Here is a 25,790-nt window from a genome sequence, read left to right on the forward strand (position 1 = left end):
TTATCGCCATCAAGCTAATACAGATGATCAACAATTAATCAGATTTTACTTAAAGAAGATATAGGAATATTCTGAAAATTGCCGATTTTATTGCCTATGATGGGCGTAATAACTCATAATTTATAATAATTTATTTACAATTAAATAACAAAAATAAGACTAAAAGGATAATAACGCGGTATGTTTGGAAAGCAGGTAAAAAGGGAGTGAACAGCTCTGTGGGATGAATAGCGCTCTACTTTACCCAGAAAACAAAAACGCTGACCATAGAGATCAGCGTTTTGTCATTTATCTCATCAAATATTTATTATTGGCCAAACATCTCCCGCAACCAGCCCGGTGCTTGTTCTTGCTGTTGAACAGGTGCTGATACCTCTGTTTGCTGGCACAAACTTTGTGGATCATAAGTCCAAACCGGTAATGTTCGCCAACCACTGCCACTACAGCTAAAGCTGCCATCCTGATTAACCGCCATATCGACAATGCCTTCCGGTGGAATATTATTCAACATCAGCGGCGTCTGATTTTCCAGATAACGGCGATACACATTCAACGCCCCTGTAGCGCCTGTCAGATTAGTCGGGTCGTTGTTATCGCGGCCAACCCACGCTATCACCACCTCTTTACCATCGATTCCGGCAAACCAGCTATCACGCAGATCATTGGTGGTACCCGTTTTACCCGCCAGATTATAACGACCAAACTTAGCGTTCAGAGAACGAGAAGTTCCATTCGCTACCACCTGCTGCATACCATATAGCGTCAGATAAGCCGCCTGAGCCGGTACAGCCCGTTCAGCCTGTGGGTAACTCTGATATATCACGGCGCCATCTTCCGCAATGACAGAACGTAACGCAGAAAGCGTCGCACGGTTGCCGCCACTCGCCATCGTCTGATATTCCTGCGCCGCTTCCAACGGCGTCAAGCTGAGAGAACCCAGTAACATGGCCGGAACCTGCTGAATCACTTCTTCCGGTACGCCAAGCCGGATCAAGGTGTTGCTGACATGATCAAGACCAACCGCCAATCCAAGATTCACCGTAGGAATATTCAATGAATTTGCCAGCCCATCTATCAACATGACTCGCCCACGGAAACGACGGTCATAATTTCTCGGTTCCCAAACCTTGCTGTTCGGCTGTTTTACCGCAAGAGGTTCATCCGCCAGCCAGGTATTCAACCGATATTGATCCGGCTCGCTCAATGCCGCCAAATAAGTCGAAGGTTTCGCCAGCGAACCAATTGAACGACGCGCCATCATCGCTCGGTTAAATCCAGCATACTGAGGTTGAGAACCCCCAACCATCGCTCTGATTTCACCACTGATACGATCGACAACCACCATTGCCCCTTCAAGGTCAGCAATTTTGCGGGTTTTTCTCAGGTTGGCAATTCCCTCTTCTACCGCGTTTTCAGCCGCATCCTGAGATACCGGGTCCAAAGTAGTGAAGATTTTTACGCCGGACAGATCATTTACTCTATCCCCCAGTCGATCCTGCAATTCTTTACGAACTAGCTGCATAAACGCCGGTTGTGGGGTAATAACACCACCTTTCGGTTTTACCCCCAGTGGACGAGCACTCAATAACTTATAAAGATCTTCATCAATAATTTGCTGGTTTTGTAACAGCTTGAGCACCACATTACGACGCTGGAGAACGAGTTTAGGATTACGCCACGGATTATAGAGTGAAGCGCCTTTCACCATACCGACCAGCAACGCCTGTTGATCTAAACTTAATTCATCCACGGGACGACCAAAATAGTAGAGGCTCGCCAGCGGGAATCCTCGGATCTCCCCATCACCACTTCGGCCTAAATAAACTTCGTTCAGATACAGTTCGAGAATCCGATCTTTGCTGTAGCGATAATCCATCAGCACCGCCATATAGGCTTCATTGGCTTTGCGCACCAAAGTACGTTCATTGGTCAGGAACAGGTTTCTCACCAATTGCTGCGTCAGGGTACTTCCCCCCTGAACCGTACGCCCGGCAGTCAAGTTAGCCAGTGCCGCACGCCCAATGGAAAGAATACGGATGCCATCATGTTGATAGAAATGGCGATCTTCCGTCGCCAGCAAAGTGTTAACCAGTAAATCGGGGAAACCAGAACGTGGCACAAATAACCGCTGCTCCCCATTGGGGGACTGCAACATGGTAATCAGCTTCGGATCAAGACGGAAGAACCCAAACTGACGCTGGTTTTCCAGATTTTCGATCCCTGCCAAACGGTTATCGCTGAAAGTCAGCAGAGCGTGGATCTGCCCCTCTTTGCTGTCAGGGAAATCAAACGGACGGCGCAACATTTCAATGGTTTCACCTCTGACAGAAAACTCCCCAGCGCGGGTAATTTTTGTCACCTGGCGATACTGCATCCCTTCCAGCAGATGTACCATCTCTTTCTTACTGTAGTTCATGCCCGGTTCAAGATTGACCATGCGTCCATAGACTGCCGCCGGTAATTCCCAGACTTTTCCATCAATACGATCGCGGATTTTGGCATCCAGATAGACACCATAAGCCGCCAGTAATACGGCAAAAATAATAAATATCTTGAATAACAACCAGAACCAACGCCACTTTTTCTTGGGTGGACGAGAATACTTTCCTTTCGTTGTCATGGGTTGATCCTCTTCATTATCGTAGTCATCATCTTCATAGCCATTATCATCATCATCCAACAGATACCGTCTTTTTAATGGCCGTTTACGGCGGGATACCAACTTTTTGCCTTTACGTCCGATTGGTTGACGATCTTCACCAGACATTCCAAAATTCTCCAAAACCGCTCAGATGTTATTAATGGATTTTCATATTTTTTAATGAATTTATTCACCAGCAAAAACAAGGAGTAAATTCTATTACGTATACTTTTTTGTCCGCCGAGTAGGTAGCGTATTTGCCGGATCATCCGGCCATAAATGTTTTGGGTAACGCCCTTTCATCTCTTTTTGTACTTCACGATAGGAGCCTTGCCAAAAAGCAGCCAGATCCTGCGTGATCTGCAATGGCCTTTGGGCTGGCGATAAGAGTTCAAGCACCAGTGTTACCCGCCCTTTTGCCAGAGAGGGGCTTTGCTGCTCGCCATATATTTCCTGCATCCGAACAGATAATACCGGTGGTTTATCACTGAAATAACGAATTGCTATCCGACTGCCGGTAGGGACAGTGTAATAAATAGGCAGTTCATTATCCAGACACTGTTGTTGTTGCCAATCCAGCAAATTTTCCAGCGCCGGCAATAAATCAATCTGTTTCAGCCCTTTCAAATCACGTACGCCAGTAAGGAACGGCATCAACCAATCATCAAGAGAAGCCATTAATGCATCATTATCTACTGCCGGCCACTCCATTTCAGGCAACCATTTGGCCGCACATTGGATACGGATGCACAACTGAACCGCCGCAGGTGGCCAGTTCAGCTCATGTAATCCCTCACTGCGTAACCAGTTTAGCAGAGCCTGTTGTAATTGCTCATCGGAAGGTTTTGCCAATCGTTGGGCTTTTACTGTCAGGCTGCCACATTGTAGCCGTTTCCAGGCTTGCAACGTTCCTTTGTTATCATCCCATTCAACGACACTTTGCTCACTGAATAAATTCGGTTGTTGCTGTACCAGTCGTTCAATATCCAAAGGACAAGCCAGCAAAATACGCGCATCAGGATTTTTGCTGTTTTGTAATAACGAAGGAGCCGCCAGCCACGATTCGCCAGATAACTTTTCTTCATCATTGATTATCGTTCCCAGACCATTCGCCAGTTGAAAACGCCCCCTCTTATCCCGATTTTTGGCTATTCTGTCAGGGAAACCTTGGGCTAATAGCATTGCAGCAAATCCACCATCCGGCTCACCAAAATGATCGCCCATATTCCTGGTTAACTGCTTTGCCCGCCGTAACCAATGAGCCTGTCGCTGTTCAACCCAATAAGTGATATCCGGCTGACCATCTCGGGGCGGTTCCTCCAGAATCGCGGTCAGCATAGCAGCGGTTGCCAGCATATCGGCCCCTTGTTCCAACCCTGAACATAACATCGCCGCTAAACGCGGATCACTGCCAGATTCCGCCATTTTTCTGCCTCTGGACGTTAACTGACCATTGTTATTGACCGCGCCTAACTGTAATAACAGCGACTTGGCTACTGCCAGAGCTGCCGGCGGCGGCATGTCTAGCCAATGCAATTGGGAAATATCATGACAGCCCCACTGCAATAAGGAGAGCCATAAGCTACTGAGATCAGTATTCAGCATTTCAGGCTCGCTATGTTCTGCCGCTCTTTCTGCCTGTTCTTGGCTAAACAGATGCCAACAAATTCCGGCTTCCAGTCGTCCCGCTCGGCCAGCCCGTTGTGTCATAGAAGCTTGACTGATGCGTTGAGTGATCAGGCGAGTCAGCCCATTTTTGGGTTCAAAACGCGTCGTGCGTTCAAGACCGCTATCAACCACCAATCGAATACCTTCAATCGTTAAGCTGGTTTCCGCAATGTTGGTCGCCAAAACAACTTTACGGCGTCCACATGGTGAAGGTTCGATAGCTTTTTGTTGTTCAGCCAATGACAACGCACCGTATAACGGGCATAAATCGGTATCCTCAGCAACTCTCCCGCTAAGAAGTCCAAATACCCGTTGAATTTCTCCGCTACCCGGCAAAAACAACAGCACGGAACCTTGTTCCTGTTGGAGTAACCGCAATACAACGGTAGCTACATTCTGTTCAAAAGGTTGATGAGCTGGCAAATGACAATAATGTCTGGTCACAGGAAAGCTTCGCCCTTGAGAAATAATCACCGGCGCATCAGGTAATAAAGAACGGAGCCGCTGATTATCCAGCGTCGCTGACATAATCAAAATTCGCAGATCATCCCGCAGCCCTGCCTGTACATCCAGCAACAACGCCAGCGCCAAATCGGCCTGCAAGCTACGCTCATGGAATTCATCCAGAATCACCAGAGAAACCCCGGTCAGCATGGGATCTTGCTGCAACATACGGGTTAAAATGCCTTCCGTTACCACTTCAAGGCGGGTGGTTGTACTCACTTTCGTTTCTGAACGCATCCGGTAACCCACCGTCTGCCCCATATTTTCATTCAGTTGAGCTGCAAGGCGATTGGCAACGCTGCGAGCGGCAATCCGTCGTGGTTCCAACATTATGATACGCCCAGAAAAATCGGCCTTTTTCAGAATTTCCAGTGGCAAAACTGTCGATTTCCCGGCGCCAGCCGGAGCATGAAGCAGGACCTGTTGTGAACTTTTCAACGCGCTCAGGACAGGCTCGACGATCTCATATACAGGCAATAAAGACACAAACACTCCATACAAAGAAAGTTAACTTTCAACCGTCGGCATTGTAGCATTGCCCGCTTCAATCTTATGCCATCAGTCATCAAGGAGTTTTTATGGAATTCCATCCACCCTTACAATCCGCCACGCTAATTCGTCGTTATAAACGCTTCCTGGCTGATGTCATCACACCAGCAGGCGAAACACTGACCATCCATTGCGCCAATACAGGCGCAATGACCGGCTGCGCGACACCGGGAGATACGGTCTGGTACTCCACATCTGATAATCCCAAGCGTAAATACCCCAACAGTTGGGAATTAACAGAAACGCAGGATGGCCACTGGATTTGTGTTAATACGCTCAGAGCAAATGATTTAGTCGCTGAGACCATTGCACAAAATGCTATTCCAGAATTTTCTGAATATAAGAAAATCAGTCGCGAAGTGAAATATGGCGAAGAGAACAGCCGGATAGATCTGCTATTACAGGCAGAACAGCAAGTTAATTGCTACATTGAAGTGAAATCAGTGACTCTTCTCCAGGAAAATTGCGGCTATTTTCCTGATGCTGTCACGACCCGCGGGCAAAAACACCTACGGGAATTGCAACACATAGCAGAACAAGGGCAAAGAGCGGTTTTGTTCTTTGCGGTTTTGCATTCCGGCATCAGGCAGGTCGCGGCGGCGGCACATATTGATCATAATTATTCATCTCTTTTGGAACAAGCGCAAAATTCTGGGGTCGAAGTTATCTGTTACCAGGCCAACATGACCGGAAAAGGGATGATTTTAGGCGATAAGTTAACTTTTGTACTAAAATAATTAATTTATCGATTTACCTAATTATTTGCAGCCAAGTTGTACAAGGTGTAAAGGCATGCAATACATTTGCTTTCACACCATTGTGAAACTAATGGCAGGAACAATTGCCAACCCATGCTCCATCTGCTATTTATAGCGGCCTGTTTTTTTCCCCGCTAGGGGTTTGTTTGATAGTGCGTGTGTAGGAGAAGTATTATGCAAGAAGGGCAAAAACGTAAAACCTCGTCCTTAAGCATTCTCGCCATCGCTGGGGTAGAACCTTACCAAGAAAAGCCAGGTGAAGAATACATGAACGATGCCCAGTTGGCGCATTTCAAGCTAATTCTTGAAGCATGGCGCAATCAGCTCAGGGATGAAGTAGATCGTACTGTATCTCATATGCAAGATGAGGCAGCGAACTTCCCTGATCCAGTTGACCGTGCGGCGCAGGAAGAAGAATTCAGTCTTGAATTACGTAACCGCGATCGTGAGCGTAAATTGATTAAGAAGATCGAGAAAACCCTGAAAAAAGTCGAAGATGACGATTTCGGTTTTTGTGAATCCTGTGGCATTGAGATCGGCATCCGTCGTTTGGAAGCCCGTCCAACCGCAGATTTGTGTATTGATTGTAAAACTCTGGCCGAAATCCGTGAAAAACAGATGGCTGGCTAATTAATGGTGTTCCGAATACGGCGTCTTCATGGCGCCGTATAAACAACTCCACTGATCCCCATATGATAAAATCTGAACGTCCCCACGCTTATAGTCCCCACTCTTATATCGGGCGTTTCGCCCCATCACCTTCTGGCGACCTGCATTTTGGTTCATTAATCACTGCCATTGGCAGCTATTTGCAAGCCCGCGCTTGTCAGGGAAAGTGGCTGATACGTATCGATGATATTGATCCGCCCAGAGAAGTTCCCGGTGCTGCCGACCGTATTCTTCATGCGCTTGAGCATTACGGTTTACACTGGGATGGTGAAATTCTCTACCAATCTCAGCGCCATGAGGCTTACCGTCATATCCTTAATCAATTGCAACAACAAGGCTTAAGTTATTACTGCACCTGTACCCGTCAACGCATTCACCAGACTAATGGTTTTTATGATAAGAACTGTCGTGAATTAAATTTGCCCGTTGATCATGCAGCAATTCGATTCAAACAGCGTCATCCGATTTACGGTTTTGAAGATAAATTGCAAGGATATCTGAACGCCGATCCGGTCATGGCTGAAGAAGATTTTATTATTCACCGTCGTGACGGTTTATTTGCCTATAATTTGGTCGTTGTTATTGATGATGATTACCAAGGGGTGACCGAGGTGGTAAGAGGGGCTGATTTGATCGCACCAACCGTCCGTCAGATGGCGCTTTATCAGCAGTTAAATCTGAAAATACCCGACTATATTCATTTACCACTCGCTCTGAATAAGGATGGCAATAAACTTTCCAAACAGAATCATGCTCAGCCGATCCCATTGGATGATCCCCGGCCATTACTGATTGAGGCATTATCTTTCCTTAATCAACCTCTCATAGAAAACTGGCAAGATCTTTCTCGTGATCAATTGTTGAAAAAAGCAACAGAACGTTGGGAGCTGGACCGAATTCCACGACAAGGTAAAATACATAGATAACGTGAATAAAGTTACGGTTAGTCATAACAACCATTCTCAAAAAATACACAGTAGGCTATGATTAGCCGCTGTTTTTATTTGTTTTATATGATTAGTTACTTATCGAGGTGTACCATTTTTAACCGAGTAGCAAATTTCTGCCGTAACTTATTGATCCGCGAAGGGAAAATTAACCGCGAAACACAGGCAGCCAGTGAAGGATCAGTCACCGGATCTAATCGTTCTACTCAGGAAGAGTACGTAACTCTTCACTCTAATCGCCAAAACCCTTATCAATCTTCATCCAATGTGGAAATACAAAGGAAGGTTGAACAGGAGAATCCTCATACTGACTCATTAATAACGATAATTCCACGGGAACAACACAGTATTTCCCGCAGAGATATCAGTGAAAACGCACTGAAAGTTCTTTACCGCCTGAATAAATCCGGCTTCGAAGCCTATCTGGTTGGCGGCGGCGTCCGTGATTTATTGCTCGGCACGAAACCGAAAGATTTTGATATTGCCACCAACGCAACGCCAGAACAGGTGCGCAAGCTATTTCGCAACTGCCGTCTGGTCGGACGCCGCTTCCGTTTAGCTCATATTATGTTTGGTCAGGAAGTGATTGAAGTCGCAACATTCCGTGGTCCACATGAACAAACGGGTTCCGGTGATAAAAATCAGTCACAACAAGCACAAAGCGGTATGCTACTGCGGGATAACATCTTCGGATCAATTGAAGAAGATGCTATGCGCCGCGATTTCACCATAAACAGCCTCTATTACGGTATCAATGATTTCTCTCTGCGTGATTATGCCGGTGGTCTTCATGATCTGGAAACCGGTGTTATCCGCTTGATTGGCGATCCTGAAACTCGCTATCGAGAAGATCCAGTAAGAATGCTGCGTGCGATCCGCTTCGCCAGCAAACTAAATATGACCATCAGCGAAGATACCGCCGAACCGATTTCTCGTTTGGCTTTTCTGCTGAGTAATATTCCACCAGCCCGTCTGTTTGAAGAATCGCTAAAACTTTTACAAACCGGTCAAGGCTACAGCACTTATCAACTTCTGCGCGAGTACCGCCTATTTCAACCACTTTTTCCATTGGTTCAACGCTATTTCACCGAAAATAACGACTCGCCAATGGAACGTATGGTCAATCAGGTTTTGAAGAATACCGATTTCCGGCTACAGAACGATAAACGGGTTAATCCGGCGTTTTTGTTCGCCGCGATGCTCTGGTATCCACTGGTTGAACATGCGGAAAAACTGTCCCAAGAAGGTGGCCTGGCTTACTACGACGCTTTTGCATTAGCTATGAATGATATTCTGGATGAGCAATGCCACTCGATTGCTATTCCTAAGCGCCTGACAACCATCATGCGTGATATCTGGCAATTGCAGCTACGCCTGCCACGCCGTCATGGTAAGCGGGCAAATAAGCTGATGGAGCACCCGAAATTCCGTGCTGCCTACGATTTACTAGAACTCAGGGCCAATGTCGAAAACCGCAATGAGCTAAAAGAACTTGCCCATTGGTGGGGAGAGTTTCAGCAAGTCAATGCATCACAGCAACGGAGTATGATTTCCGACCTGGGTAGTGAGATTGTCCGCCGTCGTACACGACCGCGCCGTCACTATAAACAAAGACTGAGCAGGAACGGCTGATAATTATGGCTCGTGTTTATATCGCTGTTGGCAGCAATCTGGCGGAACCTATGCAGCAAGTAAAAAACGCACTTGCCGCATTAAGGGATTTACCGGAAACAGAATTTATTGCCTGTTCCTCACTGTATCGTACTAAACCAATGGGGCCGCAGAATCAATCTGATTTTCTGAATGCGGCAGTCGCGCTGGAGACCTCGCTAACACCGGAAGAATTACTCAATCACACTCAGGCGATTGAACTGGCTCAAGGACGGGTAAGAAAAGATGAGCGCTGGGGGCCAAGAACACTTGATCTGGATATCATGCTATTTGGCGATCAGGTGATTAATACTGAACGCTTGACAGTGCCTCACTACGGATTAAAACAGCGCGAATTTATGCTCTACCCGTTAGCTGAAATTGCCCCCGATCTTATATTTCCTGACGGGGAAGCTTTATCTGAAAGACTAAAACATATTCCAGAAAACGGCCTGGCGCTCTGGCTGCAACCGCAGTCCTCTGATTCTAATCATTACATATAAGGATCTCAGTTCAGTCCGTGGCCGATTTCTGTACATAACAAGAAAAATTGCAGGAGAAGGAAGATAAATAATGAAACCAATAACCATGACTGATCTGAATCAGCTCAAGAAAGAAAAACGTAAATTCGCGACTATTACCGCTTATGACGCCAGCTTTGCCCATCTGTTCGCCGAGCAAGGTATCGATGTCATGCTGGTGGGTGACTCACTAGGTATGACAGTGCAAGGGGCTGATACCACCATTCCAGTGACAGTTGAAGATACTGTCTATCACACTCGTTGCGTCCGTGCCGGAGCGCCTTATACTTTTATTATTGCCGATATGCCTTTCATGAGTTATGCCACACCAGAGCAGAGTTGTGAAAACGCGGCCAAGCTTATGCGTGCTGGCGCTAACATGGTGAAACTTGAAGGCGGTAGCTGGTTATACGATACCATTAGTATGCTTACCGAGCGTTCTGTCCCCGTTTGCGCTCATTTAGGGCTAACTCCCCAGTCAGTCCATATTCTGGGCGGGTATAGAGTTCAGGGGCGTGATGAAGAATCAGCGAATCAATTGATAAAAGATGCCATTACCTTAGAAAAGGCGGGCATACAACTGCTGGTGCTAGAGTGCGTCCCCGTTGATTTGGCTAAACGTATCACCGATGCATTACAGATCCCAGTAATCGGTATTGGCGCCGGTAATGTGACTGATGGGCAAGTTTTAGTGATGCATGACGTGCTAGGCATCACAGTAAGCCCGCCTAAGTTTGTGAAAAACTTCCTTGAAGAAGCGGGAAATATACCTGATGCCATCCGCCTATATAAAGAGCAAGTAGAAAGCGGCTCCTACCCAGGTAAAGAACACTCATTTTATTAATAAACTACCCTTTGTTAGCCCGAAGGCTGCAAACATACTAAGGAGTATTAAGCAATGCTGATTGTCGAAACCGTACCGATTCTACGCCGTGAAATCCGCCGCTGGCGCCAGGAAGGAAAACGCATTGCACTGGTGCCAACAATGGGTAACTTGCACGATGGCCATATGACGTTAGTCGATACAGCCAAAGGGCAAGCAGATATTGTGATTGTCTCTATTTTCGTCAATCCGATGCAGTTTAATCGTCAGGATGATCTGGCAAGATATCCCCGTACTTTACAGGAAGATTGCGAAAAACTTCATCAACACGGTGCCGATCTGGTCTTTGCTCCTACCGATAAGGAAATATACCCTAACGGTATGGAACATCAGACTTATGTTGAAGTTCCTGGGCTTTCTACCATGCTGGAAGGGGCCAGTCGTCCCGGTCATTTCCGTGGTGTGTCAACCGTGGTGAGCAAACTATTCAATTTGGTACAACCCGATTTGACCTATTTTGGCGAGAAAGACTTTCAGCAATTACAACTTATTCGCCAAATGATTGACGACCTGGCTTATGACATTACGCTAATCTCAGTACCTACTGTGCGCGATAAAAATGGCCTGGCTCTCAGTTCACGTAATAACAATTTAACAGCCGATGAACATCGAATCGCCCCAGAACTCAGCAAGATCATGCGATCTATCGCTGAAAAAATGGCACAAGGTGAACGTCACACAGAACAAATGCTTACCCAAGCTGCCGAACAGCTACGCGAAGCAGGTTTTGTACCTGATGAGTTGTTTATCCGTGACGCCGAAACGCTGGCGCCATTAAATACCGAAAGCAAGAAAGCGGTTATTCTGATGGCTGCCTGGTTAGGGCAGACCCGTTTAATCGATAATCAACAGATAGACTTAATGCAATAATCGCCGTTGTATCAGGCGTTATTGATGCAGGAAAATAAAATAACAGATTCTAAGTTGTCATCGAATCAGGAGAGAAACCATGTTGCGCACGATGCTACAGGGGAAATTGCACCGGGTGAAAGTCACTCAGGCAGATCTACATTATGAAGGTTCCTGTGCAATTGATCAGAATTTTATGGATGCTGCCGGTATTCTGGAATATGAAGCTATTGATATCTATAACGTGGATAACGGCGAGCGTTTTTCCACTTATGCTATCGCCGCTGAACGTGGTTCTAGAATAATTTCAGTTAATGGCGCGGCCGCACGCCGTGCGGCGGCAGGTGATAGGCTGATTATTTGCTCATATGTACAAATCCCTAATGAAGATGCCTGTCATCATAAGCCTAATATCGCTTACTTCGACGGTGATAATATTATGAGCCGTATAGCTAAAGCCGTGCCAGTTCAGGTAGCTTAAATATTAATTTAAGCGCTCAATAATGGGTAGGTTGTGAAGACATTGCAGTTGTGAAGACATTGCAAATGCATTTCCCCTACCCATTCATCACTACTCACATAACAAAAGAATCTACAATTAAGTCCTTAATCCCCGCCCTGTTTCAATTAAATACCAAGCAGCAAGATAAAAAACCATAATAAATGCGGTCAAAACACTTAATGTAATTATCAAAGAAACATCAGTAATTCCCAGGAAACCATAACGAAAACCACTAACCATATAAACGATCGGGTTAAGCTTGGAAACCGCCTGCCAAAATGGGGGTAATAATGTCAATGAATAGAACACCCCACCAAGATAGGTCAATGGCGTTAATACGAAGGTCGGAATAATGCTGATATCATCAAATGTCTTAGCAAAAATCGAATTCAGCAAACCACCTAGTGAAAACAGAACGGAAGTCATTAGCAATGTAACAACAATCATCCACCACGCATGAATATGAAGCGGAACAAAAAATAGAGAAACCAATGTCACCAAAATACCGACGCAAACACCACGGGCAACACCACCACCAACAAAGCCCACAATAACTATGTGTGTCGGAACCGGCGCTACCAATAATTCCTCAATACTGCGCTGGAATTTCGCGCCAAAGAAAGAGGAAGAAACATTGGCATAAGAGTTAGTAATCACCGCCATCATAATCAGGCCAGGGACAATAAACTGCATATAATCGACGCCGCCCATTTCTCCAATACGCGAACCAATCAAGCTACCGAAGATAATAAAATAGAGCGACATGGTAATAACCGGCGGTAATAAAGTCTGTACCCAAATGCGACCAAAACGGGTAATTTCTTTAATCCAGATAGTTTTTAGCGCCACCCAGTACAACTGAATCATTTACTATCTCCTTGCTTGTTGTTCACCAAGTTGACAAATAACTCTTCCAGACGGTTCGCTTTATTGCGCATACTCAGAATATGAATACCCTGAGCACTTAATTGGGTGAATACGCTATTTATTCCCTGACCACGTTGAACATCCACTTCCAAAGTAGAGGCATCCAGCAGTCGATAATTATATCCTGCCAGTTCAAGAGTTGGGTTTTGCGTCGCCAGATCGAAGAAGAATGTTTCAGATTCCACCCGACTGAGTAAATTTTTCATACTGGTGTTTTCCACCAATTCACCATGCTGAATAATACCAATATTACGGCACAGCATTTCTGCTTCTTCTAAATAGTGAGTCGTTAGAATAATTGTCGTTCCCTGTGCATTCAGCCGTTGCAAAAAATTCCACATAGAGCGACGAAGTTCAATATCAACACCGGCGGTTGGTTCATCAAGGATCAATAACTTAGGCTGATGCATCAAAGCACGTACAATCATCAGACGTCGTTTCATCCCACCAGACAGACGAATCGCTCGTTGATCACGTTTTTCCCACAGATCTAACTGCGACAGATAAGTTTTCGCTCTGGCTTGCGCCACTTTTCGCGGTACACCATAGTAACCGGCCTGATTGAGAACAATCTGCAACACCGTCTCAAACGGATTAAAGTTAAACTCTTGCGGAACAAGACCTAACTGGCGTTTAGCATTCACAATATCGGTATCAATATCATAGCCAAACACCTTAACCTTACCGCTGCTTTTGTTTACCAGAGAGCTAATAATGCCGATTGTGGTGGACTTCCCTGCACCATTCGGACCCAATAATGCGTAGAAGTCTCCAACTTCCACATTCAGGTCTATCCCACGCAGCGCCTTAACACCATCAGTGTAAGTCTTAGTCAGCTGCGTTAACTCCAATGCATAAGTCATAAATTACAAAACACCTTTATTATCTGGTCGCCTTTACGTGCAATGTGGAAACATAATGCTCCTTTTCTGCCTGACTTGCTTTGCAAAAACAGCAGAAAGATTAAAAACAAACAGCAACAAAATATTAAAATTTCAATTGATGTTGTATATGATTCTATCTTAAAGAAACACTACCAGGCTATGAATCATGATGAAAAAAATAGAAGAGCTGCTTGCCAATAACAAGCAGTGGTCAGAATCGGTTAACGAAGAAAACCCAAATTTTTTCAAAGAATTAGCAAAATCACAAAAACCTCGATTCCTATGGATTGGCTGTTCAGACAGCCGAGTGCCAGCAGAAAAACTAATTGATGCCGCTCCCGGTGACTTATTTGTTCACAGAAACGTTGCAAACCTGGTTATTCATACTGACTTAAATTGTCTTTCAGTTATTCAATATGCGGTAGACGTACTGGAAGTTGAACATATCATTATCTGCGGACACTATGGTTGTGGTGGTATCGAAGCCGCAATTGATGGCACCGAACTGGGATTGATTAACAACTGGCTGCTACATATCCGTGATCTTTGGTATAAACACAGTTCTATGCTAGGTGAATTACCCCCCAATGAGCGTCTGAACCGTCTGTGCGAAATTAACGTTGTTGAGCAAGTATATAACCTTGGTCACTCAACCATTATGCAATCAGCATGGAAACGAGGCCAAAAAGTGATGATCCACGGTTGGGTTTACGGTATTCATAATGGTCAATTGCAGGATCTTGAAGTGACGGCTGACAGCCGTGAAAAATTGGAATTGGCCTACCGTCAGACCGTTTCTAAATTGACGCATAAGAAGTGATTTTTCTAAGTTACTGATAAAATACGCTGTAGAAAAGGTTATATTTAATCCTTTCTACAGCGTAATTAAATGAAGATTTATACAGATTTTCAGTTTATAAATTATATTAAAATGTTTTCCTCACACTTAAAAAAGTATATTTCACCCTTTAAACTCATGACAATATTTTTCTCCAGAGATATTAATAATAGTGGAAGGTTTACAACTGTTTTTGCTAGATGGTATTAATCTGTTATTTTAAAAACAGTTTTTAAATCCTTTAGCGTGATCATTAGCGTCATTGGATTTAAAAGCGAATCACTAAAACCCACAGACTTATAAAACGCCTTAGCGTTCTCCGAGATAGCATGAACAATCAACCCTCTAACACCCACCAAATCTGCCGCTTGAGCGACACGTACGGAAGCATCTCTGACTAAATAGCGACCAAACCCTCTTCCTTGATAACGCTTATCAACAGCTAAGCGGCCCAAAATAATCACCGGAATGGGATTTGGCATATTACGCTTAAATTTGCTTATCGCCTCTTCTGACATGATTGAGCCGGTAGCTAACGAATAATAAGCAATAACATCCCTGTCTTCGCTTACAACATAGGTTCTCGAAGCATTCTCTTTTTGATTTTTTAATGCTCTGTCTGTTAACCAGTTGTCCAGGGTGTCAATTCCTGAAGTAAAACTATTTAAATTGTGCTCATCTGTTAACAAAGTTGGATCATTAATCACTTTATCACCACGGTTTTTTCATATTTGCCGTTTTGATAAGACGCTCATTTGGAGCAGCCGGAGCATCAAGTTTAGCAATAAAAGCATTAAAAATTTCTGGAGATATAACCATAAAGGAATATTCCAATAAAGTATTTTCAGCATCACGTTTGATTGTATCAAGGACATATTCAGTAACGGTTTTTCCCTTCACTTTTGCCGCTCTGTCTATTAAATCCCGATCCTCCTGCCTAATCCTCAAGTTGAGTGTCTTATTTTTACGATTCTCACTTATTACGTTCATTTCAAATCCCCTTATGCTATAGGTGGTCTAAATAATACACAGATGTAACGCCATTGTCATCACATTCTAGGGGGGGGAGAATTCCCATTAGGCATAGAGGCTTACATCGGCTTTCGCTAATACAAATGTAATATACCCGTTATCATTCATTGAATACTTAAATATTACAGAAATTATATGTATTTGTTGACATGCCATGACGACTTTCGTATAGCGTGCATATACAGTATACGAGACTAGTATGATTAAAAGCTTCAAACACAAAGGATTGGAAAAATTTTTCAAAACTGGTTCTACCGCTGGCATTCAGCCTAAGCATGCCCTAAAGCTGCAAATCCAGCTAACTGCATTGAATATGGCTAAAAAACCAGAAGATATGAATGCCCCTAGCTGGAAACTTCATCCACTAAAAGGAGCAAATCTTAGCGGTCACTGGGCAATATCTGTTAACGATAATTGGCGTTTAACATTTAGATTTGAGGGCGAAGATATAATTCTCGTTAATTATCAAGATCATCACTGAGGGCAACGAAATGAAAATGCATAAACCTGCACACCCAGGCATAGTTTTGCGTGAATATCTTGGTGACATATCTGTCACAGAGGCAGCAAAGGCTCTCGGTATAACCAGAGCTGCACTATCTCGCATATTAAACGGCAATGCAGGAATATCTGCTGATATGGCCCTGCGACTGGAAGCTGCATTAGGTACTAGTGCCGAAATGTGGACAGGAATGCAGTCCCAATATGAACTGTGGATTGCCTCACAGCACAAAAGACCAGAAATAAAACCAATACTGGCTCACTCCTGATAGCGTAATAAGAGGGCTTTACTTAGCCAGCTACAACACTACACACCATGTCTGAATCACAAAGCAAAAACGGCAACCCGAAAGTTGCCGTTTTCAAATACGAGAAAACTACTCTTCTAGCAAAATCACATGGCCGATATAAGGCAGATGACGGTAAAGTTGCGCATAATCGATACCATAACCCACCACAAATTTATCCTCAATTGAGTAACCAATCCACTCCACCGGAACATCAACTTCACGGCGGGAAGGTTTATCCAGCAAGGTACAGATTGCCAGTGATTTTGGCTCACGCAGCGCCAAAATTTCACGTACTTTATTCAGGGTATTACCTGAATCAATAATATCTTCCACAATCAGTACATGCTTACCACGAATATCCTCGTCCAGATCTTTCAGGATTTTCACATCACGAGTGGAATTCATACCGCTGCCGTAACTGGAAGCCGTCATAAAATCGACTTGATGAGGGATCTGAATTTCACGGCATAAATCAGCCATAAAAATAAAGGAGCCTCTCAGCAACCCAACCAACACCAGCCCACTCTCGCTGTCACGATAGTGCTCAGTGATCTGTTTTCCCAGTTCAGCAATACGCTGCTTAACCTCCTGTTCGGAGATCATAACTTCTACAGTGTGTTTCATTATAAAGTTAACCAATTGTTTTTAATGAATAAATATATAAAAATCAATAAAAGATTATAACCAGTTGATATGCCAATTAATACGCCATTCTTCCAGCAATATTATTGAACAGTTCCTTTCCCTTAGGATATCTCAAGGCAAGTATGGCATAAGATAAGGATATTTATAGTATCCAGAAGAGAAACCAATCTATAGATCATACACCAAAACTATTATTCAAAATAATAGCTCACCGCTAATCGACAAATTGTTGTAACGACGCCAATATGTTGCGCTTCTGACCACGTTTCATTGTTGGGGAACGCTTAACCGCCTTATAAACTTCACGCATACAATAATCAGTGACTTTACCCTTAACAATATTATGATAATCAGTGCTGATCCTTTCCTTAATATCGTTAATATCAAATGCCGCATGAGCATCTATACAATTAATAAACGAATCCCATTGCAAAAACTTATGATCTTTCTGAGGCAAATCAACTTGGCATTGAAGAAGTTCCTGTCGTAATTGGATAAATTCGCTGATTTTAGAATTAATGATCAGAACAAGCAGCGGCTCACAGCAGCAAACCAACAAATATTTTAACTTTGGAGGCGTTGTAAAAGGGCAGTGAAGATAAAGAACATCTCCTATAGCCAAATTCTGTTTGGCTGAAAATTCCGCCCTAAAAGATACGGGAAATCTGTCACCAAGATTAGTCATCAGCTACTCTGTAGAAGTCAGATAAGCAACTAACTTGTCACCATCTTTACAACTGGCAGCTATCGCTTCCAATGGAATCTCACCATTCTGGTTAGCCGCCATCCAAACACTATCGTGGCTGATATCACGTATTTCTTTAAAAGAAAGATTCCCATATTTTTCAATTGCTTCATTTATGCAATCAATATCTGAATCACTAAATACATCTTCATCGAAATCACGCAAAGCACGTATTTGGTGATTCCCATAACGTCCTTCTACTGACAACGATGATCGAATAACATCAACATCACACCCATTTGGAATAAAGCGCCCGTCCCCTCTGGCTACTTTTATAATATCATAGGCATTCTCTGCCACAGGGCCATCTTTCATTGCAAGATAATTATCACCCGTAATTAACCGGCCATAACGCTCTAAATGCAGTCGGTCAGCAAAATACAGAATTTTACCCACATGATAAATGTCAGAAATTGGTGCTATAGAGGCAACGTACAGAATGGCCTCTATAGCCTTTTCTGAATCAAACCTTGCATTAAGCATCTCAATACCTTCATTCAAATTAGGATAAATAACATACAAAATCTACACCTATTTTAATACCTACCGTAATCCCTGTACAACGCTTTGTTGCGTTCCATTGCGGCCAGCAAAATTATTTACTGACAGTAAAACCTAGCATCATACCGGTATCTTCATGTTCCAGTAGATGACAGTGCGCCATAAATGGATGTTTCACTCCCGCAGTATGCTTGAACTGAACCAGCACTTCGCTCTCCTTACCCTCCACATGAACAATGTCTTTCCAACCACTGCGGTGAGCAGCAGGTTTGCGGCCATTCTCACTCAAAATACGAAAACGGGTGCCGTGGATATGGAACGGATGCAGCATCATATCGCCAACCCCCGAAATCACCCAACGCTCATACTGCCCCTGTTTCACATCAAAAGCGGGTTCTGTTATGGAGAAAGACTGCCCATTAATGGTGTTCGCACGATGGAAATTTAATTCACTACCATGATGCATATCTCCGTGGTTCATATTCCCATGATCCATCCCCATACCCGCCATAGCCCGCTCACCGTAGCGCTGAGATAGCATCATCATCCCTTGCATATCCAGACGACTGTCCATCGCAAGATGTAAACGACGCCGATTCAAACCGGTAAGAGAGGGCAATGCAGGAAGCGTGGTAAGCCGCTCCGACAGTATTGTACGGCTAGAAAAAAGCTGAGGTTGAATACGTAAAACAGGTAACGGTTGATCAAATGGCGGTAATGTCATTCCTATCTGAACCACAGGTAAAGTCACCAGATCGAAAGTTTTTCCATCAAACGTATTCACCAATACCTCAAAACGCTCTCCCGGCAGAATCGATAATTCATTAACCGCAACCGGCTCCGCTAACAAGCCGCCATCACTGGCAACAACATACAATTCACGACCATCACTGACCGCGATATTCAAACTGCGGGCATTACAACCATTCAGCAAACGCAAACGTAACCAACCACGTGGCGCAATATGCTGAGGTAAAACAACGCCATTGGTCAGCATCATATCGCCAAACCAGCCAATAGCAGCACTCATCACATCCAGTTGATAATCAATCTGCCCCTCTTTATTCAGGCGCTTATCCTGCAAAACCACCGGAATATCATCCACCCCCCACTGATTTGGCAACCCCGTATTAATACTGTTCTCATCTTCAATCAGTACTAATCCACCAAGCCCCATTGCAACTTGATAACCCGTCTTGCCATGCGTATGTGGATGGAACCAACAAGTCGCTTCTGGTTGTTCAGGCGTAAAACTAACCGTCCGATTCCCACCTGGCGCAATCATCGCATGCGGCCCCCCATCGGCTTCCCCAGTAATCTCCAGACCATGCCAATGAACCGTCGTCTCTTCTGGTAGATGATTACGAATATCAATAGTGACAGGTTGACCTGACGTCAATTTCAGTGTCGGCCCTAGTAAATCACCGTTGTAACCCCAAGTTTTCGTCACGGTTCCTGCTTTAAAACTGGATTTTCCCGCTTTGATTTCAATAGCGATTTTACCTGCCGCATCTGGCTCTAATTGTGGAGGAATGGGCAGTGCTGGATAAGATTCAGCAAAGGAGAAACGGCTCCAGACAGGCAATATACTGGATGCACCAATAACCGCGCTTAATCTGATAAAATCACGTCGTTGCATATCAATTTCCTGATTAAATCGGCAAAAAATAAACAATAAAAAAACATTTCATAAAAAGAAACGTAAAGGTTACCCTTACAGGAAGGTCAAGCAGAGGGAATGTGATTTAGGTCGATCTTTACAGTAATTTAAAAAAATAAATTTTACCTAACAAAGATATTAATATGTTAACGTAATATGACATGGATTGATTATAATAATACAAATGCGAAAATTAGCTCTCTTGACTTACATACTCGTTCTGTTCGGTTTTTCCCACCCCGCAAAAGCGCTGACAGAAAATGAAGCTGAAGATCTGGCGGATCTGACGGCGGTGTTTATCTACCTGAAATATGACTGTGGTTACAGCCAAATTCCTGACCGGGAAATTAAACGAGCCATTATTTATTTTGCTCAGCGTAATAAGTGGGATTTAACGAATTACAACAGCCAATTGATGGACAAACTCAATGAAGAAAGCTATCAGGATCTAAAAGGAATTTACCTGTCCAATGCGATAAAGTGCCATGCTCTCGCCAGAGATTCGCTGAGTTTATTCGCCTACGTTAAATAGTGCTTTTCCTCATCCCTCTAAAGGGGTAAATTTCACCGTGCAACTATGAGAATTGTTGGCTATTATGTGAACCCAATTTTCATGACTGTCACAGTGGAGGAAAGGCCAAGATATGTCACAACAAGAAATTTGGTACGAAACCCTGCACGCCAACTTTGGTCAGTATTTTTCCGTCGATAAAGTGCTTTATCACGATAAAACTGAGCATCAGGATTTGATTATCTTTGAAAACGCGGCCTTAGGCCGCATTATGGCGCTGGACGGCACAGTACAAACCACTGAACGTGATGAATTTATCTACCACGAAATGATGGCTCATGTTCCTTTGTTTGCCCACGGAAACGCCAAACGAGTACTGATTCTCGGCGGTGGTGATGGCGGTATGTTACGTGAAGTCTGCCGTCATCAATATCTTGAAAGCATCACGATGGTTGAAATCGATGCTGGTGTCGTTGAATTTTGCCGTCAGTATCTGCCTAACCATAATGCCGGTGCTTATGATGATCCACGTTTCAATTTGATCATTGACGATGGCGTTAATTTCGTTAATACCACTGATCAGAAATTCGATGTCATTATCTCTGACTGCACGGACCCGATTGGGCCTGGTGAAGGATTATTTACCTCCGAATTCTATCAAGGTTGCCAACGCTGCCTGAATGAAGGCGGCATCTTTGTTGCTCAAAATGGTGTTTGTTTCCTGCAACAGGACGAAGCAGTCACCAGCCATAAAAAATTGAGCAACTATTTTGCTGACAGCGGTTTCTATCAGGCTGCGATTCCAACCTATTATGGTGGAATTATGACCTTTGCCTGGGCGAGCCAGAACCCGGCGCTACGCCATGTGGATCTGGCGACATTGCAACAGCGCTTTAACAACGCGGGTTTTACCTGCCGTTACTACAATCCAGCCGTTCATACCGGTAGCTTTGCTCTACCACAATATCTGCTGGATGCACTATCCGAGAACCCATAATCACCCATTAGCCAGGAGGTGAAATAAATTGCACAAGCTGAAATTGCACGGCTTTAATAACCTGACAAAAAGCCTGAGTTTTTGTATTTACGATATCTGTTATGCCAAAAGCCAAGCTGATCGGGATAGTTATATCGCTTATATTGACGAACAATATAACGCTAACCGTTTAACGGAAATTCTCAGCGAAACATGTTCGATCATTGGTGCAAATATTTTGAATATCGCCCGCCAGGACTATGAGCCGCAAGGGGCAAGCGTCACCATACTCGTCAGCGAAGAGCCGATGGACCCAAAGGATGTCGACAATACTGAAAATCCCGGTCCGTTACCTAATTCCGTCGTTGCTCATTTGGATAAGAGCCATATCTGTGTGCACACTTATCCAGAGAGCCATCCGGGCGGCGGCATATGCACTTTCAGAGCTGATATTGAAGTATCAACCTGCGGTGTTATTTCACCTCTCAAAGCGCTGAACTATCTGATCCACAAATTAGAATCAGATATTGTCACGATGGATTACCGCGTCCGTGGTTTCACCAGAGATGTAAATGGCATGAAACACTATATCGATCACGAAATCAGCTCGATTCAGAATTATATGACCGAGGAAGTGCAATCGCAGTATTACATGATGGATGTTAATATTTATCAGGAAAATCTATTTCATACAAAAATGATGCTAAAAAGATTTGACCTGAATGATTACCTATTTAATGCCACACCAGAGCAACTGAGTGAAACGGAAAAGCAGGAAATTACCCATCTCTTGAAAAAAGAGATACAAGAAATCTATTATGGACGTAATTTACCCGCTGTTTAGTTAATATTTAGCTGGCAGGCGCCAATATTCACTGGCATCTGCCAGATCAGTTTTAGCTGATATATTCTCAGCAATTTGATCCATTAACTATATTAATAGGCTATTCCATATTACCCGGTTAAAACATTACTCGTTGTAATCTCAGCGCCATAAATGGTTTTAAGATAATTAAGAGCATCCTCTTGATCAACACCGGGAAAAACACACACAGCATCTGACAAAATTTTGATTCGATAACCGCGTATAAACGCGCCATAGGCCGTATGTCTGACGCAACAATGGGTATGCTGGCCGGTTAACACAACTTCCGTCACACCATATACTTTCAAAACCTCTTCCAGTTCGGTTCCATCGAAAGCCCCATAAAATCGCTTGGGCAAAACAATTTCACGCTCCGTCCCAATAGGAGCCAATGTTTCAATGACATTAGCACCTGACGTTCCAGCCATTGCATGTCTGCCCCAAATACTCATTTCCCGATCATCAGCTCGATGAGCGTCATTAGCATAAACCACCAGCCAATCACGATGGTTCCGAGCATGATCAATCAGCCGCTTGATTACCGGTACGATCTTCATCGCATCCGCCTCATTGGCGAGTACTCCTGTGACAAAATCGTTCAGCATGTCAATTACAATCAACGCTTTCATTAGTTTTGTCCTTTAAATAGATTTAAAAAAACAATTGCCGTGACTTGTTTCCACCACTCAGTTACAGACAATTCTGACAAGACCATTAGCCAATAACAATAAAAGGATATACCTTTACCAACATTGAAAAGTATCAAGAAACAGGCGGGACTTTGAGTCCACTTCTCGGAGGTGTAAATGTTATATCCAGTTGCGATTGATAAAGGCCACTCATCCTTCGGCGTCCGTGTCCCTGATATCCCGGGTTGCTTTTCTGGAGGGGATAATTTTACAGACGCAGTAGAAAGCGTCCGCGAAGCAATTGAAGCGCATATCGAATTGCTGATTGATGATAATGAATCAGTACCAGAGGCGACAAACGTAGAAAACTACCTTGCCGACCCTGAATATATAGGAGCAATATGGACATTAATTGATGTGGATATTACACGATTAATGGGAAAGTCAGAGAAAATCAACGTAACTCTTCCATCATTGCTAATCCGCCGAATCGATCAATTCGTCGCAAATCATCCAGAATACGGGAGTCGTTCAGGTTTTCTATCACACATAGCGGCAGAAAAAGTTATTAGCAGAACCAAAATCTAATATGTCTGAAATGTTAATTTATTGACAATATGCTGATTTTTTTCTAATAAGACACCATCACAATAATTTCCCAAAACAATCACTGCCCCGAATAAAGTCGTTTATTCGGGGCAATTTAATAACACTGTGATTATTTCGATGGCGTCAAAGAAAAGGTCAGTGTCTCTAACGGTTGAAGGGTAATCAGCGCTGTTTTATTGATAAACTTCGGCAACGAGTTGTTCTCGCCATAATCGATATTAACGTCATATACCGAAGGTTGATCATCAGGCAATTCGAGATCGCTTTGCAGATCCAGATAATATTGTTTCACTTCATCAGCAGGATTGCGCAAAGTGATAATCGACTTTTTCGGACTCCAGGCTCCCCAACCGTACACCGCTAGGTCGGTGGGATCTTTACCAATCCAATGGGTATCAAACAGCACATCTTTATTCTTCTCTGACCATTTCGCCGCGTTTGCCAGCGTATCCCAATCCTCGGTGGTCAACAGTTCAGGCGTAACATACATCTCTTGTAACTGTGTGCCGCTGCCAAAATAGCTCCAAACCTGATCGGCAAAATCTTTAGGTGACTGTTTATCCAGATGCTTAGCCTGTTTAGCATAAACAATGCCATGCAGCATCAATGAATTCAGTGGGAACAGCGGTCCCTTTGTTACGACATTACGATAAGTTTCCGCATCACGATAGGTAAGCCACTGCTGCACTTTGGAACCTGTACCGAGAAACTCCACATCATAGCCGCCACGCCAAATAGAATCGGCGAAAAATAGCCAGGAAGGCGTGGCTTTGGTGCCTGTGGTCAAGTTGATAAACAGTTCATTGCCTGTATTGCGCATATCTTCAATAAGATGGATAGCGGCATCAAAATCACTGGTGAATGAACTCCCTTTAATCACACGATCAGCATTGCCGGTGCCGTCCAGCTTAAACATGGATACATTTTGTTGTTGAATCAGGTTGAGCACCCGGTTATGGAAATTGGCGTAGTAATTAGGGCCTGAAAGCGCAAATCTGCCATCTATCACTTCATAACCAAACTCCTCAGCATGAGAAACACGCTGCTCACCCGGTTTACCATAACCGCCCCAAGGCGAAAGCCAAATACCTAAACGAGCATGGTATTGATCTGCTTCCTTCTTAAGATTTTTGAACTCATGGGGAAATGCCTGACTAAAACCCCAATCTCCTTTAAGGTTATCCCAACCATCATCAAACAGATAACCACCCAACTTCACACCGCGCTTAGTAGCCAACTCCTGCCCAAACTGTTTGATACGCGTCAACGACTCTTGTTCGGTATAAGGAGTGAAGAAACCAATATCGTACCAAGAGTTGTAATGTAGGTAAGGACTATATTGACGCGGACGAGCATTGTTCAAAAATTCATTGACGTTACGCCGCAATTGCCCTTGCTGATAAACACCAACATATGTCTTATAACTTAACGTTTTCCCCGGCTCTAGCGGGATAGAGAGCGCAATTTTTTGCGAAGCGCTCCCTTTATAAGCCTCAGTGGTAATCAATGGATTACCGGGAACAATAAAGAAGCTATCGCTGACAATCGGTGAACTGGCGATAGAGCCGTGAACAAAAGGGACTTTAGTGCGAAATGGCATCAACGAGACAGAGCTGAGCTCCAACGCGTTTTCTTGCGGTGTAATAGTGATTTCAAACGAGCCGTACTTATCTTTATCCTCCACCGTAATGATATTTTTTACCTGAATGTCGCCATGTTTCAGGGAGACAACAATACGATTGCGCTTTTTGCTGATATCAGTAATCTGAAAATCTTTAGTAGTGAGTTTTTCTCCTGATTTCAACGTGATTTCAAACAGATTATCAATGATGATGTGATCGTGGTTTTTTGGATTTTCAAATTTTAATTGCGTCACTTTACCGTGTTCGTCGCTAACAGTTACATGGTAATTATTACCGTCCAACAACCAGCTATCTGCCCAGACTGGCGTGTTATACAACACGGAACTCGCTAATAAACTCAACGTAATTCTATTTAACGTTCTTATTTTCACAGCAGTTTCCTTATAGTCAGAA

The 25,790-nt window shown here is 43.9% G+C and carries 27 protein-coding genes; 15 read left to right on the forward strand and 12 right to left on the reverse strand.

Annotated features, from left to right (window positions below):
- Positions 1–307: 307 nt before the first annotated feature.
- Together mrcB and hrpB are read right to left on the reverse strand one after the other, a co-directional pair.
- Positions 308–2,767 (reverse strand): bifunctional glycosyl transferase/transpeptidase, encoded by a 2,460-nt coding sequence (gene mrcB / locus EAE92_RS13535; protein ID WP_214068454.1) that lies wholly within the window; start codon positions 2,765–2,767, stop codon positions 308–310.
- A 93-nt stretch (positions 2,768–2,860) separates the two neighbouring features.
- Positions 2,861–5,299 carry an ATP-dependent helicase HrpB gene (hrpB, locus tag EAE92_RS13540; protein ID WP_214068455.1) on the reverse strand — a complete coding sequence of 813 codons (2,439 nt, stop codon included), beginning with the start codon at positions 5,297–5,299 and terminating at the stop codon, positions 2,861–2,863.
- 92 nt (positions 5,300–5,391) lie between these two features.
- Here hrpB and sfsA point away from each other — a divergent pair, with 92 nt between their 5' ends.
- The 8 genes from sfsA (at position 5,392) to panD (ending at position 12,120) form a co-directional block, all read left to right on the forward strand.
- On the forward strand, positions 5,392–6,099 hold the full coding sequence (gene sfsA, locus EAE92_RS13545; protein ID WP_214068456.1) for a DNA/RNA nuclease SfsA: 708 nt from the start codon (positions 5,392–5,394) through the stop codon (positions 6,097–6,099).
- Positions 6,100–6,294: 195 nt separating this feature from the next.
- Positions 6,295–6,750, forward strand: a complete 456-nt coding sequence (gene dksA / locus EAE92_RS13550) for an RNA polymerase-binding protein DksA (RefSeq protein WP_011145244.1) — start codon at positions 6,295–6,297, stop codon at positions 6,748–6,750.
- Between the two features lie 62 nt (positions 6,751–6,812).
- Positions 6,813–7,715, forward strand: coding sequence for a tRNA glutamyl-Q(34) synthetase GluQRS (gene gluQRS, locus EAE92_RS13555; protein WP_214068457.1), 903 nt, complete (start codon positions 6,813–6,815; stop codon positions 7,713–7,715).
- Positions 7,716–7,865: 150 nt separating this feature from the next.
- Positions 7,866–9,368, forward strand: a complete 1,503-nt coding sequence (gene pcnB / locus EAE92_RS13560; RefSeq protein WP_246545199.1) for a polynucleotide adenylyltransferase PcnB — start codon at positions 7,866–7,868, stop codon at positions 9,366–9,368.
- Between the two features lie 5 nt (positions 9,369–9,373).
- Positions 9,374–9,889, forward strand: a complete 516-nt coding sequence (folK, locus tag EAE92_RS13565; protein WP_214068459.1) for a 2-amino-4-hydroxy-6-hydroxymethyldihydropteridine diphosphokinase — start codon at positions 9,374–9,376, stop codon at positions 9,887–9,889.
- A 70-nt stretch (positions 9,890–9,959) separates the two neighbouring features.
- Complete coding sequence (gene panB, locus EAE92_RS13570) at positions 9,960–10,751, forward strand: 3-methyl-2-oxobutanoate hydroxymethyltransferase (RefSeq protein ID WP_214068460.1); 792 nt, start codon at positions 9,960–9,962, stop codon at positions 10,749–10,751.
- A gap of 54 nt (positions 10,752–10,805) precedes the next feature.
- On the forward strand, positions 10,806–11,660 hold the full coding sequence (gene panC / locus EAE92_RS13575; RefSeq protein WP_214068461.1) for a pantoate--beta-alanine ligase: 855 nt from the start codon (positions 10,806–10,808) through the stop codon (positions 11,658–11,660).
- Positions 11,661–11,739: 79 nt separating this feature from the next.
- Positions 11,740–12,120: an aspartate 1-decarboxylase gene (gene panD / locus EAE92_RS13580; RefSeq protein WP_036783129.1), complete on the forward strand. Its 381-nt coding sequence runs from the start codon at positions 11,740–11,742 to the stop codon at positions 12,118–12,120.
- A gap of 117 nt (positions 12,121–12,237) precedes the next feature.
- Here panD and EAE92_RS13585 read toward each other — a convergent pair whose 3' ends face one another.
- Together EAE92_RS13585 and EAE92_RS13590 are read right to left on the reverse strand one after the other, a co-directional pair.
- Positions 12,238–13,008, reverse strand: a complete 771-nt coding sequence (locus tag EAE92_RS13585; protein WP_036808217.1) for an ABC transporter permease — start codon at positions 13,006–13,008, stop codon at positions 12,238–12,240.
- On the reverse strand, positions 13,005–13,931 hold the full coding sequence (locus EAE92_RS13590; RefSeq protein ID WP_214068462.1) for an ABC transporter ATP-binding protein: 927 nt from the start codon (positions 13,929–13,931) through the stop codon (positions 13,005–13,007). Before EAE92_RS13590 ends, EAE92_RS13585 begins: the two co-directional genes overlap by 4 nt.
- A 187-nt stretch (positions 13,932–14,118) precedes the next feature.
- Between EAE92_RS13590 and can the strand changes: the two genes are divergently transcribed.
- Entirely contained in the window at positions 14,119–14,772 is a 654-nt protein-coding gene (can, locus tag EAE92_RS13595) for a carbonate dehydratase (RefSeq protein WP_040149596.1), read from the forward strand.
- Between the two features lie 224 nt (positions 14,773–14,996).
- Here the strand turns inward: can and EAE92_RS13600 are convergent, their stop codons facing one another.
- Positions 14,997–15,497 (reverse strand): GNAT family N-acetyltransferase, encoded by a 501-nt coding sequence (locus EAE92_RS13600; protein ID WP_214068463.1) that lies wholly within the window; start codon positions 15,495–15,497, stop codon positions 14,997–14,999.
- A 4-nt stretch (positions 15,498–15,501) separates the two neighbouring features.
- Positions 15,502–15,780 (reverse strand): type II toxin-antitoxin system TacA family antitoxin, encoded by a 279-nt coding sequence (locus tag EAE92_RS13605; protein WP_082301047.1) that lies wholly within the window; start codon positions 15,778–15,780, stop codon positions 15,502–15,504.
- A 241-nt stretch (positions 15,781–16,021) separates the two neighbouring features.
- On the opposite strand from EAE92_RS13605, the gene EAE92_RS13610 reads away from it, so the two are divergent.
- The gene (locus EAE92_RS13610) at positions 16,022–16,303 is read left to right on the forward strand and encodes a type II toxin-antitoxin system RelE/ParE family toxin (RefSeq protein ID WP_214068464.1); all 282 of its coding nucleotides are present in this window, start codon (positions 16,022–16,024) and stop codon (positions 16,301–16,303) included.
- A 10-nt stretch (positions 16,304–16,313) separates the two neighbouring features.
- Complete coding sequence (locus EAE92_RS13615) at positions 16,314–16,592, forward strand: HigA family addiction module antitoxin (protein WP_011145233.1); 279 nt, start codon at positions 16,314–16,316, stop codon at positions 16,590–16,592.
- Between the two features lie 108 nt (positions 16,593–16,700).
- Here the strand turns inward: EAE92_RS13615 and hpt are convergent, their stop codons facing one another.
- The 4 genes from hpt to cueO all read right to left on the reverse strand — a co-directional run bounded on the left by hpt (position 16,701) and on the right by cueO (position 20,143).
- On the reverse strand, positions 16,701–17,237 hold the full coding sequence (gene hpt, locus EAE92_RS13620; RefSeq protein WP_040149593.1) for a hypoxanthine phosphoribosyltransferase: 537 nt from the start codon (positions 17,235–17,237) through the stop codon (positions 16,701–16,703).
- 235 nt (positions 17,238–17,472) lie between these two features.
- The gene (locus tag EAE92_RS13625) at positions 17,473–17,943 is read right to left on the reverse strand and encodes a hypothetical protein (protein WP_214068465.1); all 471 of its coding nucleotides are present in this window, start codon (positions 17,941–17,943) and stop codon (positions 17,473–17,475) included.
- A gap of 3 nt (positions 17,944–17,946) precedes the next feature.
- Positions 17,947–18,525: a Panacea domain-containing protein gene (locus EAE92_RS13630; protein WP_229001499.1), complete on the reverse strand. Its 579-nt coding sequence runs from the start codon at positions 18,523–18,525 to the stop codon at positions 17,947–17,949.
- A gap of 73 nt (positions 18,526–18,598) precedes the next feature.
- Positions 18,599–20,143, reverse strand: a complete 1,545-nt coding sequence (gene cueO, locus EAE92_RS13635) for a multicopper oxidase CueO (protein WP_214068466.1) — start codon at positions 20,141–20,143, stop codon at positions 18,599–18,601.
- A 205-nt stretch (positions 20,144–20,348) separates the two neighbouring features.
- Between cueO and EAE92_RS13640 the strand changes: the two genes are divergently transcribed.
- The 3 genes from EAE92_RS13640 to speD all read left to right on the forward strand — a co-directional run bounded on the left by EAE92_RS13640 (position 20,349) and on the right by speD (position 22,495).
- The gene (locus EAE92_RS13640; protein WP_036782614.1) at positions 20,349–20,696 is read left to right on the forward strand and encodes a YacC family pilotin-like protein; all 348 of its coding nucleotides are present in this window, start codon (positions 20,349–20,351) and stop codon (positions 20,694–20,696) included.
- Between the two features lie 112 nt (positions 20,697–20,808).
- Positions 20,809–21,672, forward strand: coding sequence for a polyamine aminopropyltransferase (speE, locus tag EAE92_RS13645; protein ID WP_214068467.1), 864 nt, complete (start codon positions 20,809–20,811; stop codon positions 21,670–21,672).
- 28 nt (positions 21,673–21,700) lie between these two features.
- Positions 21,701–22,495: an adenosylmethionine decarboxylase gene (gene speD, locus EAE92_RS13650; protein WP_036808244.1), complete on the forward strand. Its 795-nt coding sequence runs from the start codon at positions 21,701–21,703 to the stop codon at positions 22,493–22,495.
- 110 nt (positions 22,496–22,605) lie between these two features.
- On the opposite strand, the gene EAE92_RS13655 is transcribed toward speD, so the two are convergent.
- Entirely contained in the window at positions 22,606–23,145 is a 540-nt protein-coding gene (locus EAE92_RS13655) for a cysteine hydrolase family protein (RefSeq protein ID WP_072165158.1), read from the reverse strand.
- Positions 23,146–23,322: 177 nt separating this feature from the next.
- On the opposite strand from EAE92_RS13655, the gene EAE92_RS13660 reads away from it, so the two are divergent.
- Positions 23,323–23,733, forward strand: a complete 411-nt coding sequence (locus EAE92_RS13660; protein ID WP_214068468.1) for a type II toxin-antitoxin system HicB family antitoxin — start codon at positions 23,323–23,325, stop codon at positions 23,731–23,733.
- 130 nt (positions 23,734–23,863) lie between these two features.
- On the opposite strand, the gene EAE92_RS13665 is transcribed toward EAE92_RS13660, so the two are convergent.
- On the reverse strand, positions 23,864–25,768 hold the full coding sequence (locus tag EAE92_RS13665; RefSeq protein ID WP_339959383.1) for an alpha-galactosidase: 1,905 nt from the start codon (positions 25,766–25,768) through the stop codon (positions 23,864–23,866).
- Positions 25,769–25,790 lie beyond the last annotated feature (22 nt).

Origin of the sequence: Photorhabdus hainanensis, from assembly GCF_018448965.1 — a bacterium.
GTDB lineage: Bacteria > Pseudomonadota > Gammaproteobacteria > Enterobacterales > Enterobacteriaceae > Photorhabdus > Photorhabdus akhurstii.